Genomic DNA, 15,669 nt, shown 5'->3' with positions numbered 1-15,669 from the left:
CTTCGCCAACCCCTTGCGGACGCGATCAGCCGACTTGCGACTTCACGAAGCTCGTGACGATCGAGACGATGCCGCGGCCGAGGAGGTCGTCCAGCGCGTCGCAGAACTGATCGACATTGTCGTGGGAGCAGATCAGCGGCGGCTCGAGGCGGATGACGTTGCGGTTGTATTCGGTGAAGGCGACGAGGCAGTCGTAGTCCTTCAGCATCAGCGCGCCGATGAAGCCCGAGAGCGAGCCCTTGAGCTTCTCGTCGAGCAGCGCCACCATCGGCCGCAGCGCGAAGGGCAGCGTCTTCGAGAAGTCGTGGAACTCGAGGCCCACCATCAAGCCGCGACCGCGCACCTCCTTGATGAGCGAGGGGTACTTCTCCTGAAGGGCGCGCAGGCGCTCCAGCAGATAGTCGCCGACGACCGCCGCGTTGCCGATCAGATCCTCGTCGTAGAGCGTGTTCAGCGCCTCGATCGAGGTGGCGCAGCCCTCGCCGATGCCACCGAACGTCGCGTGGGCGTGGATCATCGCCGTCTTCGGCGTGCCGTAGGCCTTCATGTAGACGTCGCGGCGCGCCACCATCGCGGCCATCGCCGCCTTGCCGCCGCCGAAGCTCTTGGCGAGCGCCGTCACGTCGGGCACCACGCCGTGGTGCTCGAAGGCATAGAACTTGCCCGACCGCCCGTAGCCGCACTGCACCTCGTCGGCGACCCAGATCACCTTGTGCTGGTCGCACAGCGCGCGCACGCCCTGCCAGTATTCGGTGGAGGCCTCGATGATGCCGCCGCCGCCCTGGATCGTCTCGAGCACGACGACGCCGACATCGGGATCGGAGCGCACCACGGCGGTGAGCGCGGCGAGATCGCCGAAGGGCACCTTGTAGGTGTTGTCGACGAGCTTGAACTCGCCCTTGTAGAGCGGCGAATCGGTGATCGACAGCACGCCCTTGGTCTTGCCGTGGAACGAGTTCTCGGCATGCACGATCTTGCAGTTCTTGCGGCCCGACGCGCGCTCGGCCACCTTGATCGCGGCCTCCATCGCTTCCGAGCCTGAGGAGCCGAGGAACACCATGTCGAGATCGCCCGGCGAGCAGGCCGCGACATTCTTCGCCAGCGCCGCCGCGTATTGCGACAGGAAGGCGATGGCGATCTCGTGGCGCTTCTCGTCCTGGAACTGCTGGCGGGCGGCGAGGATGCGCGGATGGTTGTGGCCGAAGGCGAGCGAGCCGAAGCCGCCGAAGAAGTCGAGGATCTTGCGGCCGTTCTGGTCCACGTAGAACATGCCCTCGGCACGCTCCACCTTGACCTTGTGGAAGCCGAGCAGCTTCATGAAGTGAAACTGGCCGGGGTTGATGTGCTCCTTGAAGAGGTCCGCCATGGTGCCGACGTCCATGGCCTTGGCCTGGTCGAGGGTCAGCATGTCGGGCTTGGCCGGCCCGACGCGCGCGGCGGCGTCGAGCGAGGGAGGGGCGGCGATCGGGCGATCCAGCATGGGGGCGGTCCTCACTCGGCGGGATGGGCGAAGGCGGCGGCGGGTGCCGAACGACCCTCCTTCGACGCCCGGTACTCGGAATAGGCTGCGATCAGCATGTCTTCGTCGCGGTACTGCGGCACCCAGCCGAGCTGGCGCTTGCCCTTCGACACGTCGAGCACGCATTCCTCGTCGGCGATGAGATATTGCTCGGGGTCCATCAGCGGCCGGTTCAGCGCATCGAGGAGGTCGAGCGTCTTCTTCACCGCCCAGCCCGGCGTCGGCACCAGCAGCGACTTCGATCCCGCGTGCTTCACGAGATCGCCGAGCAGCTTGCGCACTGGCGGCGGGTTGAGCGAGCCGAGATTGTAGGCCTCGTTCGGCACGCCCGCCTTCCAGGCGAGGCGCGCGGCCTCGGCGCAGTCGAAGACCGAGATGAACTGATAGGGGTTCTTGCCCGAGCCGATCATTGGCACCGGCAGATTGGCGTCGATGAGCTTGAACAGCTTCTCGAGAATGCCGAGGCGGCCGGGGCCGATGATGAGGCGGGGGCGGAACAGCGAGATGTTCATGCCCCGCGCCCGCCACTCGTGCGCGAGTTCCTCGGTCTTCCACTTCGACAGGCCGTATTCGCCGAGCGGCGCCACCGGATGGTCCTCGGTCATCGGCGTGGTGACGGTGTGGCCGTAGATCATGTCGGTGGTGAAGTGGACGAGGTTCGCAGCCCCCGCCCGGTCCATCGCCTCGATGATGTGGACGGTGCCGTGGTAGTTGACCGGGAAGAAGAAGTCGTGGCGCTTGGCGCGCACCTGCAGCGGCGAGAGCATCTTGGCCGACAGGTTGTAGACCATGTCGTCGGCCGCGATCGGCACCCGCGCCACGGAGGCGGGATCGGTGACGTCGACGCTCATGTGGGCGGCGCGCGCATAGTGCGGCAGCTCGCTTCGGGCGATGTCGGCGACCAGCACCTCCTCGCCCTCGGTGACGAGCTTCTGCGCGAGGTGGCGACCGACGAAACCGTCGCCGCCGAAGATGACATGCTTCACCGGATCACTCCTTCGGATGTGGAAATGGCGGACGCCGACGTCTCGGGGGTCTCCCGACCGCCGTCCTTGGCAATGAAGACCGTGCCGAGGCAGATGAGGGCGATGCCGCCGGCGCGGGCGGGCGTCAGCGCCTCGCCGAACAGCCCCCAGGCGGCAAAGGCCACCACGACGTAGGCCAGCGACAGGAACGGATAGGCATAGGACAGCTCGACCTTCGAGAGCACGAAGAGATGCGAGGCCATCGACGCCACGAAGGTGAGAAGGCCGAGAAAGACGAAGGGGCTGAAGACGATCTGCAGAATCTTCAGGATGGGATTGACGCCCGCGAACGACAGCGGCGCGATCTGCATCATCCCGTGCTTCAGCATGATCTGCGCGGCGGCATTGGTGAAGACGGTGAAGAGGATGAAGGGTATGTAGCGGCTCATCGCCAATCTCCCTGCGGTTGTGTTGCCCGCACCCTAGGCCCACGCCGTCGCGGAGCGGTTAAGGCGAAGGTTTACACGCGGCGCAGACCCGGCCTTTCCCGCCCCAGCGTCAACAAAGCCTTTCGCTCGCCCTGCCTCGGTCAGGCGGCGGCGCGCGCCTCGGCCGGCAGCGTCAGACGCCCGGCCGTGCGGCGCCAGAAATCGGACATGAGCGCGGGGTCGCGTAGGCGCTCCAGCGCCGCCCAGTTCGGAAAGGACTGCGCGAAGGTCTCGGCCGACATGCGCGCGTCCTTGTAGGGATTGACCGCGCCGCCCGCGTCCACCGTGATCGCGTCGAGCGCATCGAGCAGCCGCAGCGTGCGCGCGCCCGCGTTTGGAAAGTCCAGCGTCAGCGTGTAGCCCGGCCGTGGAAAGCTGAGGAGACCGGGGCTCCGGAGGTCGCCGAAGCGCTTCAGCACCGTCAGGAACGACCCCTGCCCGTGCGCGCGGGCGCAATGCATCAGCGCGCCAACGGTGTCGCGCGCGCCCTCACCCGGCACCACGCTCTGGTGCTGGTGCAGGCCGCGGGGGCCATACAGTCGGTTCCAGGCGCCGATCCGGTCGAGCGGGTAGAAGAAGCCGTCGAAGGGCACCGCGTGGGTCTCGGTGCCCGCCTTCGCCTTGCGGAAATACCCCTCGTTGAAGGCGCGCAACGCCAGCCCCTTCAGCGGGCTGACCGGCGGCGTGAACGGAATGCGGGCGAATGGCGGACGGGCGATACCCTCGCGATCACCGCAAGCCGCATGATCGCCGGCGATGAGGTGGCCGCGTCCGAAGCGGCGACCGGTGGCCAGCGAGTCAATCCAGGCCACCGCATACTCGTGGCGCACGTCGGCCTCTTCGGCCATGGCGAAATAATCGTCGAGCCGATCGAAGCGCGTCGTGGTCTGGAGGATCGCGGTGGAAGAAACCGGCATCAGCCGCAGCGTGATCTCGCCCATCAGGCCGGTCAGACCCATGCCGCCGATCGTCGCCGCGAAGAGTTCGGGTTGGGTCTGCCGGGTGCATCGGAGCGGCTGCGGCCGATCGGAACGGCGAAGCGTCAGCGCCTCCACCGCGCGTCCGAGCGTGCCGCGGCGGTGATGGTTCTTGCCGTGCACGTCGTTGGCGACGGCGCCGCCGAGCGTCACGAATTGCGTACCGGGCGTCACCGGCAGAAACCAGCCGAGCGGGGCGGCGGCGCGCGTGATCTCGGCAAGCGTCACGCCGGCGTCGGCGACGAGCACGCCGGTCTCGGCGTCGAGGCTTCGGATCGCCGCGCCGGCCCGGTGATCGACGAGCAGCCCGGCATCGTTCAGGCAGGAGTCGCCGTAGGAGCGCCCGTTGCCGCGCGGCAGCAGGCCGCCGGCGGCGCGCACGAGCGGAAACGGATCGCTCGACTGCCCCGTCGTCGCCGGGCGCCTCGGCACGCGCGGGGTCGCCCGACCCCAGCTGGCATAGGTCTCAGACATAGGCGGCACCGACGAAGAGCAGGCCGCCGAGCCCGATCATGATCTGCGAACGCCAGTCGTTGAGGATGAAGACCACCGGATCCTCGTTCATCTGGCGCCGGCGAGCGAGCACCCAGATGCGCACGACGATGTAGAGAACCAGCGGGCAGAGCGGCCACATCAGATAGGGGTGGTCGTAGAGCTGGCGCACTTCGGCGCTGTCCACGTAGAGCGCGAGCACGAGCACCGAGGCGAAGCCCGAGGCCATGCCGGCCTGGCCGATCGTCTCGAGATCGAGCCCGACATAGCCGCGCCCGCTCGCCTTCGCGTCCGCCCCCTCGCCGCAATCGGCGAGTTCCACGAAGCGCTTCACCAGCGCCAGCGACAGGAAGAAGAAGATCGAGAAGGCCAGCAGCCAGAAGGATTCCATCGACACGATGGCCGCGGCGCCCGCGATGATGCGCATCGTGTAGAGTCCGGCGAGGGTCAGCACGTCGATGAGGAGCATGCGCTTCAGCGCGAAGGAATAGGCGGTCGTCGCGATCATGTAGACGGCGAGCACCGCGGTGAAGGTCGGCGGCAGCAGCGCGCTCAAGGCGAAGGACGCGGCGAAGAGCCCGACGGCGAGCGCGATCCCGTTGGGAATGGGCACCCGGCCGCTGGCGAAGGGCCGGTTGCGCTTGGTCTTGTGGCGCCGGTCGGCGGTGAGGTCCAGCAGGTCGTTGAGAATGTAGACCGACGACGCCGCGAACGAGAAGGCGAGGAACGCGACGCAGGCCGCGGCGACGAGTCCGAAGTCGAGGAAGTCCTGGTTGAGGAGAAGCGGCACGAAGACGAGGACGTTCTTCGACCATTGATGCGGCCGCATCGCCTTGAGGAGGTCGCGGCCGCGGCTGCGACGGTCGGCGATCAACCGCCGCTCCTTCGTGGCGGAGCGCAGCCAGGCGCCGGCCGACCGGTCGGGCTCGACCACCGTCACGGCGTCGGCCGCCTCGAAGAGGCAGACGTCGTCGTGCGAATTGCCGACATAGTCGAAGCCGGTGCCGAAGCAGCGGCCCTGGATGCGCTGCAGCTTGCGCTCGGCCGAGAGGTTGGTTTCGCGGTCGCTGGCGATCACGTCGTCGAAGAGGCCGAGATGGCTGGCCACGGCATTGGCCATTCGCTCGTTGGCGGCGGTCGCGAGCACGATGTGGCGGCCGGCGTCCTTCTCGGCCTGCAGCGTCGCCACGAGCTCGTCGCGGTAGGGCAGCGTCGCGACGTCGAGTTCGACCCGGGCCGCGAGCTCGTCCTTCAGCACGGACTTGCCCGCGAGAGCCCAGCCGAACACGCGCCAGAAACCCAGCGGGTTCTGCCGCGCGAAAAGGAAGAGGCTTTCCCAGAGGAGGTCGCTGCGGATCAGCGTCCCGTCGAGATCGACATAGAGGGGGCGTTCGATGCGGGCGAGGAGTGTGTCCATGAATCGCTTCCCAATCGCCGTCTCGGCGCGGCCGGTTCGAACGAACTTCGACCGCGCGTCCTTTCCGGTGCGTAAACGAGGCAATTCACAGTTGTCGTCCTTCATCGCATGATGAAGAGAGCCGTAACGAAACCGTTCGGAAGCGATCGATTCCAGGCCTGATCGACGGCGTCAGCCGAGATCGGCCACGTCTTCCGGCGACGGCATGGCGGCGGCCGAAGCACCCGGTTCGATCGAGCGAACGACGCGAGCGGGGTTTCCGACAGCAATAGAGAAGGGCGGGATGACGCCCGTCACGAGGCTGCCCGCCCCGATGATCGAGCCGCGCCCGATATGCGTGCCCTTCATCACCTTCGATCCCGTGCCGACGAAGACGTCGTCCTCGATCACCACCGGCCGGCTGATCGCCGGCCAGTCGGGCGCGGCGTAGCGGCGCCCTTCCGCAGCGGTGTTGTGGAAGTCGGTGTCGAAGATCATCACGTCCGCCCCGATCAGGCAGCGCCGGCCGATGGTGACGCCCGCCGCCGAACAGACGACGCCGCCGCTGATCCCGGTGTCGGCGCCGATGTCGATGCGCCCGTCTGGCCCGAGAATGCGCAGGATGGTTGGCGCCCGCACCCCGAGCGCCGTGCCTTCGGGACGGTTGATCATCGCGACGTTGTCGCCGAGGCGCAGGCGGCGCAGGTCGCCGCTGGCGATCGGCAGTCCGTAGAACCGAAGGTTGCGCCCGAGCTGCGCGCCCGCACGCCGCAGCCGTGCACAGGCCACGAAGGTGGATAGTCTCCAGACCAGACCTCGAAGCATCGGCATGTCCTCGTTGATCGCGCGGGTCTTGCCCGTCGACGCATTCCCGTCGCCGTTGGCTACCGCGTTGCGGCAAAGGAAGGAAGGCGAACGATCGACGGTCCGCAGCTCTGCCGCCCCCTCGCCCGTCTGAAACCGGATCGATGCGGTGTCGCCTCGTGGATCACGCCTGCGCGAGAACGAAGCCGGACGCCGCATTCCCGCCAGCCGCACGCGCTAGCCCAGTGCCGACAACGTATCGACCCCGAACCCGAACCTTAGAATTTGAACTAATTTTATCTGAGATTTGATTCGAAGCCGATGAGAATGATTGCAAGTATATTATCCGTTGTCTTTGTCCCGATGTTAAGTTGGCCAATACAATCTCAGGACAGCCCGCGACCAGGCGCGGTTATGGAGATTGTGATGTCGGCTTCCAAGATCGTCGTTTCGAACACTGCAGAACTCACCAAGGCGCTGAAGGCGGCCAAGGGCGGCGAGACCATCTATCTCGAAGGCGGCGGCGACGACTTCTCGGTCAATCTGAACAACGTCTCCTTCGCCAGCAACGTGACCCTGAAGTCTCTCGACGCCGACGACAAGGCCGTGATGAATTCGCTGAAGCTGACGAACGTTTCGAACCTGACGGTCGACGGCGTCAAGTTCGACAGCGTCGGGGTGGAGCGCGCCGCCTGGATGACCGACGTCTTCGTCGAGAATTCGAAGAACATCGCGGTCCTCAACTCGGTGATGGTCGGTGGCGCGACCGCCTTCAACGACGGCAAGGTGGTGGTCGCCGACAACGCGGTTCGGGTGAAGGGTACGGACGGTTTCGTCTTCCAGAACAACGACGTGTCGAAATATAATTTCGGCATGCAGATCACCGAGACGAAGAACGCCGTCATCCTCAACAACAACATCCATGGGCTGCAGGCCGACGGCATGCAGCTCTCGGACGTCGACAAGATCACCATCGACGGCAACAATCTGCACGATTTTCTCGGGTCGGCTTGGTCGATCAATCATAACGACATGATCCAGTTCTTCACAAGCGGGACGAAGACGGCATCGACCGACATCACGATCAAGAACAACGTTCTCGACAGCGGCAAGGGGAATTACACCCAGGCGATCTTCTTCGGCAACGAGTCGAACATCGACTACAAGAACGTGCTGATCGAGAACAACACGATCCATAACAACACCTATCACGGCATCACCGTGTATCAGGCGGACGGGCTGACGATCCGCGGCAACACCGTGCTGATGAACCAGCAGACGCCGTCCGGCGACGGCAAGAACGACGGCATCCACATCATCGTCCCCGTCGGGTCGAAGAACGTGACCGTCGCCGACAACGTGTCCGGTGCCGCCATCCTCCTGAGCTCGCCGGCCAACGCCACGAACAATCTCGTCCTCGACTACAAGAACCCGGCCGCCGCCAACTACTATCTGAAGGTGCTCGACCTCAGCCACCAGACCGACAAGGCCTACGCGGCCGGCATCAAGCTGCTGGGCGACGCCGCCGCCCTGAAGAACCTGCAGGCGGTCGGCTCGTTGCTGACGCGGCCGTCCGACGACCACGGCGCCGTGGTTCCCGGCGTTCCCGCCGGGGGCGGCGCGACGACCCCGGTGGTGCCGCCAACCGATCACGCCGCCGCCGCCCCTGCGTCCGGCACCGGACCGGCCGAGGCCGCGGCCATCGTCAAGACCGGCACCGACGCCGCCGACAAGATGATGGGTGCGGGCGGTCATGACGTTCTCAACGGCGGCGGCGGCCACGACGTCCTCAACGGGCTCGACGGTCACGACACGCTGAACGGCGGCGCCGGAAACGACACGTTGGCGGGCGGCGAAGGCAACGATTCGCTCGACGGCGGCACCGGCAACGACGTCCTCTACGGCGATGCCGGAAACGACATCCTGCGAGGCGGGGACGGCGACGACCAGCTGTTCGGCGGCGATGGCGACGACCAGCTCTTCGGCGGCAGCGGGGCCGACCGGCTCGACGGCGGCAACGGCCACGACCGCCTCGACGGCGGCATCGGCGCCGACACGCTCGGCGGCGGTCTCGGCAACGACACGATCCACGGCGGAGCGGGCGACGACCTCATCCGCGGCGAAGACGGCGACGACACGCTCTTCGGCGAGGACGGCGACGACGGCCTGCGCGGCGGCACGGGCCACGACATCATTCATGGCGGCGCGGGCAACGACATGCTGTGGGGCGAAGACGGCAACGACACGCTGGACGGCGGCGCGGGCCGCGACAACTACTATGGTGGCGCCGGCAACGACACGTTCATCCTGCGCAAGGGCGAGGTCGACGACGACCGCATCAACGACTACGGCAAGGGCGACACCGTCGTGCTGCAGGGCTTCCACGAGGGCTCGACGATCGCGCGGGTGAGCGGCTCGATCTTCGCGATCCACGACACCGACGGAACCTCGGCCCAGTTCCGCGTCGGCGTCACCGACGGCGCCCCGATCAACTGGGTCTTCGCCTGACGGCTCAAACCCGTCGTCGGACCGAACCGCGCGCGGCGGAGGGGATCGGATCCCGTCCGCCGCGCGCTGCGTTCGTCCGCTTCGTTGTGCAGCGCGATAATCTCTTTGCCTTACGGACGATGGCGTCTATAGGCAGACGCGCGATCAACGGGCGTCAGGCCCGCCGATCGTCTGCGCGGGACGCTCCGCGACGAGGACGGTGGTCCGATACGATCCGGCGGCGAGAAAGGCCGGCCTTCAGCGGAGAACGGCCGACTTGAAACTCTCCCAGATCGCCAAGCCGCTCGGCTTCATCGCCATCGCCGCCATTCCCGCCGGCTCGAACCTTCTCCTCACCCTCGTTCTGCTGCGCGGGCTCGGCATCGACGGGTTCGCGTTCTGGTCGCTCGTCGAGCCGATGATGATGATCTTCGGCACCGTGGGCGCGCTCGGCATCCAGTACGGGCTCCTCTTCACCACGGCGAGCGGCGCCAGCGAGCCGCGCCATGGCCTCGGCGCCGCGTTCACGCTGGCCGCGCCCCTCGCCCTCGTCCTCGCCAGTCTCGTCTGGCTGGCATCGCGCCAGTGGCTCGGCCCCGTCGGCTACCTCAGCCTCGTGCTGCCGCTGGTGGCCGAGACGCTGGCGATGCTCGCCATCTCGAGCCTTCGCGGACAGAGGCGCACCGGCGCCTGGATCCTGTTCGAGATGATCCGCTCGCTCGGACTGGTGGCGATCGCGTTCCTGGCGCTCTGGCTGGATCTCTCCTGGGTCAGGAGCGTCGACAGCTTCCTGATCCTGCGCGGCACCTTCACGATGGCGGCCGTGGTCACCGTGGCCTTCGTGCTGAAGGCCCGCCTCGGCGTCGACCGGGCGCTGATGATGCGGATGATCCGTTACGGCCTGCCCATCGCGGGCGCCGCGATGGTGGCGAACATGACCACCAGCGCCGATCGCTTCATCATGGCGACGCTCGACGTCGATCTCTCGGTGATCGCTTCCTACGCGGCGCACCAGCGCCTTACCGGCATCATGGGCGTGCTGACCGTGACGCCGCTCAATCTCTGGTTCGCCGTCGAGGCCATGCGGCGCGACACCGTCGCCGAGGCAGGCTTCTTCCAGGCGGTCGTCATCATCCTGCTCCTCGCCCTCTCGACGCTGATGCTCGGCGCGTTCCTGCTCGCCCCCTTCCTCTGGCCCTGGCTCTTCCCCGGGCTCGAGTTTCATCCCTTCGTGTTCTGCATCCTGACGCTGACGATCGTGCCGCAGGCGCTGGGCATCGTCCTCAACATCGGGGGTTTGCGCGAGAAGAAGACGCATCTCAACGCCCTCGTCGTCGCCTGCGGCACCACGGCGATGCTGGCGCTCGGCTTCCCGCTCATCCACTTCGCCGCAGCCGCCGGTGCGGCGATGGCGCGCCTCGGCACTTACGTCGTGACCGCCACGGCCGGGCGCACCCTGTCGCAGCGCATCTCGCCGGTGCACCACGAGGTCGTCCCGCTCCTGCCGGTGCTCGGCGCCATCGCCGCGGCGATCGGCTCGCTCTTCTACGGCGAGTTGGGGCTGCCGATCTGGCTGATGCCGGTGCTCACGGTCGTGCTCGTGTTGTTCGTGCTGCGGCGGGAAAGCGTGCGCCTTCGGCAGTTGCTGGGTCAGCGTGCGCCCGCCGCACCGGATGCGACGCCGTCGTGAGCGTTCGCTCACGAGATACGGCGTTGGCCGATCGATCGGGAAGCATGGTAAACCGCGCAGCGGAGCCGATACCGATGACAGACGTTGGAATGCGTCGTGCATGAGGCGCCGCAGGCAGGTTCGATGACGAGGAGACCGTCTTGAAGGGCAGATTGATCAAGGCCGCGCTGGTGTCGCTCATGCCGGGCAACGGCTTGCGAAAGCTGCTCTACCGCCGGCTTTTCGGCTTCACGATCCACGAGCGTGCGTCGGTCGGCTGGCTCAGCGTCTTCGCGGTGAAGTCGCTGAGCATCGGCGAGGACACGCGCATCGGCGCGTTCAACGTCTTCAAGGGCCCGATCGACGTCGCCATCGGCGCGCGCACCCGCATCGGCCGCAAGAACGTGTTCACGGCAAACTGGAAGCTCGGGTCGCCGCGCTACGCCGCGATGAAATACACGCCGGAGCTCGCGATCGGCGACGGCTGCCTCATCCTCAACGACCACTACTTCGACGTCTATGGCCGTTTCGAGCTCGGCGACGGCAGCTGGATCGCCGGCGTCGGTAGTCAGTTCTGGACGCATGGCGTCAGCGTCCTCGATCGCGACATCATCATCGGCCGCGGCAACTACATCGGATCGGCCGTGCGCTTCGCGCCGGGCGCCTCGATCGGCAACGACAATCTCGTGGCGATCGGCTCCGTCGTCCTCTCGAAGGTCGAGGGCGACCTCAGCCTCATCTCGGGATTTCCCGCCAAGGCGATCAAGTCGATCGCCGACGCCAAGGCGGAAGGACGATACCGGTTCAGCTTCGACGACTGGGCAGACTGATGCGCAACGAGCCTGCGAGAACGACATGACCGACGCCAGCACGCCGCAGACCGACGACCGAGCGTCGGGCGCGACACCGCCTCGAACCGTGGCCGTGTGCATCGCCGCCTTCAACCGGCGTGAGAAGACGCTGGCCTGCCTCGAAAGTCTGGGCGCTCAAACGCTGCCACCTGAACTCCGCATTGAGATCTACCTCCTCGACGACGCCAGCACCGACGGCACGCCGGACGCGGTGCGCGAGCGCTATCCTCATGTCCACCTCTTCGGGAGCGCAGGCGACCTTTGGTGGGCCGGCGGCATGCGCGTCGCGTACGGCGCGGCGCTGGAGCGCGGACACGACTTCTACATCTGGATGAACGACGACGTCGTCGCCAAGCCGGACGCCGTGGCACGGCTCGTCGCCACCCACGACGAATTGCACGCTCGCCTCGGCGGATCGCACATGATCAGCGGCGCGATGCTCGATCCGCAGACGAAGCAGCCGAGCTATGGCGGGTTCCGCCTGAAGAACCGCCGCTTCCCGCAGCCGTTCCGCATGGTGCTGCCGAGCCCCGACGAGCCGCTGTCCTGCGACCTGATGAACGCCAACATGCTGCTGTTTCCGCGCGAACTCGCCGACCAGTTGGGCAACATCCCGGACGTCTACCAGCACACGCTCGGAGACTGGGACTATGGCCTCAGCGCCCGCAAGCGCGGCGCGGGCCTCTGGCTGGCGCCCGGCTATGTCGGGTTCTGCGCCGCCAACGTCTCGAACCGGCTGCGCTGGGGCGGATCGGGGCTGACGCTGATGCAGCGCTATCGGCAGATGCAGCATCCCCTGGCGCTGCCGCTGCGCTCGCGAGCCGCGTTTCTGCTGCGCCATTTCCCGTGGACGGCGCCGATCTACATTCCCGGTCCCTATCTCAAGCTTCCGTTCGACCATTTTCGCTGGAAGCGCCGCGAAAAGCGGTCCTGACCGATCGCGGGGCTCCCCTGCCGTAGAGGGCGAGGGCCGGTCCTTCCGCTACTTCCGGAAGGCGCGCGACGGATTGCTCGTCAGAACGACGTCGGTCGCCGTGCCCGACACGGTCGACGTCGCCGACGCCACGATGTTGAACACTTTCGTCAGTTCCACCGCGTCGGCGTTCGAGACGTAGAGAATGTCCTTGTCCTGCATCGGGAAGCTCTGAGCCAGGAAATAGGCCGAGGGATCGCGCATGTTGGAGCGGAAGATCACGGGATAGCCCGTTCCCGCCTTGAAATCGACGGGGATGCCCATCCGCGCCAGAATGGCGGGATCGACGAGACGGTAGACGAAGACCTGGCCGGGATCGGCGGAGGCGTCGAGGAGACCGCCCGACTTGCCGACCGCCTCGGCCAGCGTGATGTTCGACTCCTCGAAGTCGATGCGCCCCGTGAGGCCGGACGCGCCGAGCGCCAGGAAGGTGCGCCGCTCGCGGTTCACGAAGATCGTGTCGCCGGGATAGAGGTAGATGTTCTCCTCCGGCTTTTCGAGCAGCGTGTTGAACAGCACCGTCGCCGAGGTGCCGTTGCGCTGCAGCGTGATGTAGCTCTCGGCCCCCGACGCCGTGATGCCCCCGGCCCGCGAGATCGCGTCGAGCACGCGGTCGCCGTTCGGCGTCGTCTCGAACTTGGCCGGCGAGTTGACGTCGCCGAGCACGGAGATCTGGCTGGAGCGGCTCTCCACGAGATTGAGCACGACCTGCGGTTCGATCGCGCGGTCGGCCAGCCGGCGTTCGATGTCGGCCTGCACCTGCGCCATCGAGCGGCCCGCCGCGCGGATTCGGCCGGCGTAAGGCACCGACAAGTTTCCGCCGGTATCGATGGTCTGGCGCGGCAGCGTCACGTAGTTGCCGGGCCGGCTGCCGGCATCGGCGGGCACGAACAGACCGCCGGCCGCCGATTCGAAGATGCTGACCTCGACGACGTCGCCGACGCCGAGCGACACCGACGGTGGTCCGCTTCGCTTCGATCCGAACCCGGCGCTCAGCGACGTGGCCGGCTTCTGCGGGAAGTAGGACAGGACGTTGGGCGTGAGATCGACGAGCGCATAGTCCAGAAGCGGATTGCCCGCCTTCGGACCCTGGATGTGGAAGGCCGCTTCCTGCCGGATCGCCTTGTCGTCGGGGCCGGATCGCGGCAGCGTGGTGCAGGCGGAAACGCCTAGAACCGCAATCAGGGTGCCGCCCGAGCGAAGACCTCTGGTCCACATAAATCGAAGTCTCCCTGATAGTCTGCGCATCTTTCTGTTCCGTACGGCACAAACCGCCGGGGAGCGATGACCGATCCCGCAAGGACCGGACGTTCGAGCGAAGATGGTTGCTGGATCGACACGAATGCTGCACTGCGCGCACGCGCCGATTGCAGGTGCCGCGCCCACGACACGCTCCTTGCGAAACGGCCCTCGATCAGGTCTGGAAGATGCCTTCGCGCTTTGCCGTCACGATCGCCGCCGCAGCCTGTCGGTGGACGAGTGGCGAGGGATGGCTGCCGTCGCGCGTCGCCATAGCCGCCACTCCGGCGCCGGCTCTATGCACCTGCGCAGTCGAGCCAGACAGCGAGACGCGGTAGCTCGCTCCCTCGCGCGCGACGCCGACGACGTTGAGGACGCCGACGCCCCGGTCGGATCGGGGCGTTCCCGGCTCGATCAGAAAAAGCTCGCCCGGCTCCGGTGCATTCGCCAGGAGCAGCGATCGTGCGCCCATCTCGGCGTCGGCGACCAGTACCGAGCGGTAGTCGCGCAGCCGCCAGAGATCGGGCTGCGCGCGATTGCCGAAAAACGGCTGCATGTCGACGACGCCCGCGAGCGGCGCGGGCCGCGTGCGGATCCAGTCCGCCACCCTCCAGCGATTCCCATCCGGAAAGGCATTGTTCTGAGCGGGAGATTGCGCGGCGAGCGTCGTGAACGCGTCCGGTCCGGGCGAAAGGCTTCGCGGCGTGTAGGTGGTCTGGACGATCGGCGCGTGGTCGAAGGAGCGGTCGAGGAAATCCCACCAGTCCTGCATGATGCCCTGCAGACTGCGCCAGTCCTTCGAGGCGTAACTGTCGTTGACGCCGTGTTCCGAGAGGATGTGGGTGAAGGGCCAGCGGCCGCCGAGCCGGCGCACTGCGGAGAGAAGCTCGAAGCGCCGCCGGAAGTGGCCAACATCTTGCGACGACACCTCGCTCGGTGCCGAGGCCGGCACCGCCAGTTGCGCATAGGGTAGAGACAGGCCGTCGCGGGTATCGAGGCCCCGCGCGACATAGCCGAAATTGCCACGCGCATCGGCGGTCGGGCCGCCATCCTCCTGGCCGAAGGAAATGCTGTCGCCGACCGACAGGACGACGGCGCGCCCATCCCATCCCTCCCCGACCGCCAGGCAGGGACCGTAGAGGCCCCCGTCCGAGACGTTGTGTTCGACGTCGCCTTCGGCGAGCCGGCGCAGGTCGAGATCCCCGCCGACGAGTTCGCAGGCTTCGCCGCGGAACGCCTGTCGCACGAGACCGCCCGGCCGGCTGCCGCCGAGCGCGACGCGGTCGAACGTGCGCACGGTGACGTCGCTCCAGGCCGCGATCGTCCCTTCGATCGGATCGGACAGCGCGACGCCGCCGGGCGGCAGGCTGACCCTATCCCGTCCGCCAAACCGCAACCGCCGCGACTCTGCGCCCCATCGAAGCGCTACCCCTTCGATCTCCAGTTCGTTCTCGACGTCGAATTCGGCCGGCCGCCGGGTGCCGCTGAGGCAGAACCAGTTGACGAAGGCGAGACGCAGTCCGGTGATCGGATAGTCCGGCGTCGAAAACGCGATCTGCGAAAGGCGTCCGGCGCTGTCGGGGGTCTGGGCGAGGTAGGATCGGATCGGAGGATGAAGACGCGTGGATGCGAACATCAGGGGCGAGACGGCATCGACGCGAGTCGGGCGTGCCTCTGCCGTTTCACCCCAGCTCGCGCTCAGGAGTCCGGCCGCAGCCCATCGGATCGTATCACGGCGGGTGGGAAGGATTGCAGCACCTCCGATTGATAGAGAGTCGAGGTCGAGCCCGGGCAGGCACCCTCGACGAG

General features: G+C 67.0%; 12 protein-coding genes. 4 read left to right on the top strand and 8 right to left on the bottom strand.

All coding sequences use genetic code 11. The features are described 5' to 3' along the window. Window positions 1-25 precede the first annotated feature (25 nt). From GGR04_RS09960 to GGR04_RS09935, 6 genes are all read right to left on the bottom strand, one after another. On the bottom strand, window positions 26-1,408 hold the full coding sequence (locus tag GGR04_RS09960; protein WP_246393104.1) for an aspartate aminotransferase family protein: 1,383 nt from the start codon (window positions 1,406-1,408) through the stop codon (window positions 26-28). 83 nt (window positions 1,409-1,491) lie between these two features. After that, a complete protein-coding gene (locus GGR04_RS09955; RefSeq protein ID WP_183199723.1) occupies window positions 1,492-2,505 on the bottom strand; it encodes an NAD-dependent epimerase/dehydratase family protein in 1,014 nt (337 codons plus the stop codon). After that, window positions 2,502-2,933: a DMT family transporter gene (locus GGR04_RS09950; RefSeq protein WP_183199722.1), complete on the bottom strand. Its 432-nt coding sequence runs from the start codon at window positions 2,931-2,933 to the stop codon at window positions 2,502-2,504. The genes GGR04_RS09955 and GGR04_RS09950 overlap by 4 nt, the downstream gene beginning before the upstream one ends. Window positions 2,934-3,073: 140 nt before the next feature. Continuing rightward, on the bottom strand, window positions 3,074-4,423 hold the full coding sequence (locus tag GGR04_RS09945; RefSeq protein ID WP_183199721.1) for an FAD-binding oxidoreductase: 1,350 nt from the start codon (window positions 4,421-4,423) through the stop codon (window positions 3,074-3,076). Then, window positions 4,416-5,858, bottom strand: a complete 1,443-nt coding sequence (locus GGR04_RS09940) for a UbiA family prenyltransferase (RefSeq protein ID WP_183199720.1) — start codon at window positions 5,856-5,858, stop codon at window positions 4,416-4,418. The genes GGR04_RS09945 and GGR04_RS09940 overlap by 8 nt, the downstream gene beginning before the upstream one ends. 171 nt (window positions 5,859-6,029) lie before the next feature. Further along, the gene (locus GGR04_RS09935) at window positions 6,030-6,662 is read right to left on the bottom strand and encodes an acyltransferase (RefSeq protein ID WP_183199719.1); all 633 of its coding nucleotides are present in this window, start codon (window positions 6,660-6,662) and stop codon (window positions 6,030-6,032) included. A gap of 405 nt (window positions 6,663-7,067) precedes the next feature. Here GGR04_RS09935 and GGR04_RS09930 point away from each other — a divergent pair, with 405 nt between their 5' ends. From GGR04_RS09930 to GGR04_RS09915, 4 genes are all read left to right on the top strand, one after another. After that, complete coding sequence (locus tag GGR04_RS09930) at window positions 7,068-9,149, top strand: right-handed parallel beta-helix repeat-containing protein (RefSeq protein ID WP_183199718.1); 2,082 nt, start codon at window positions 7,068-7,070, stop codon at window positions 9,147-9,149. A 256-nt stretch (window positions 9,150-9,405) separates the two neighbouring features. Next, complete coding sequence (locus GGR04_RS09925; protein ID WP_183199717.1) at window positions 9,406-10,818, top strand: polysaccharide biosynthesis protein; 1,413 nt, start codon at window positions 9,406-9,408, stop codon at window positions 10,816-10,818. A 140-nt stretch (window positions 10,819-10,958) separates the two neighbouring features. Then, complete coding sequence (locus GGR04_RS09920; protein WP_183199716.1) at window positions 10,959-11,627, top strand: acyltransferase; 669 nt, start codon at window positions 10,959-10,961, stop codon at window positions 11,625-11,627. A 25-nt stretch (window positions 11,628-11,652) separates the two neighbouring features. After that, a complete protein-coding gene (locus tag GGR04_RS09915; RefSeq protein ID WP_183199715.1) occupies window positions 11,653-12,582 on the top strand; it encodes a glycosyltransferase family 2 protein in 930 nt (309 codons plus the stop codon). Between the two features lie 48 nt (window positions 12,583-12,630). Here GGR04_RS09915 and GGR04_RS09910 read toward each other — a convergent pair whose 3' ends face one another. Beyond that, window positions 12,631-13,839: a polysaccharide biosynthesis/export family protein gene (locus tag GGR04_RS09910; RefSeq protein ID WP_183199714.1), complete on the bottom strand. Its 1,209-nt coding sequence runs from the start codon at window positions 13,837-13,839 to the stop codon at window positions 12,631-12,633. Between the two features lie 196 nt (window positions 13,840-14,035). Beyond that, entirely contained in the window at window positions 14,036-15,496 is a 1,461-nt protein-coding gene (locus GGR04_RS09905) for a hypothetical protein (protein ID WP_183199713.1), read from the bottom strand. Window positions 15,497-15,669: the final 173 nt, after the last annotated feature.

The sequence above is a fragment of the Aureimonas pseudogalii genome (genome assembly GCF_014196835.1).
Taxonomy (GTDB): domain Bacteria; phylum Pseudomonadota; class Alphaproteobacteria; order Rhizobiales; family Rhizobiaceae; genus Aureimonas; species Aureimonas pseudogalii.
The sequence above is the reverse complement of the archived record's forward strand: the minus strand, read 5'-3'. Positions and strand labels throughout refer to the sequence as shown.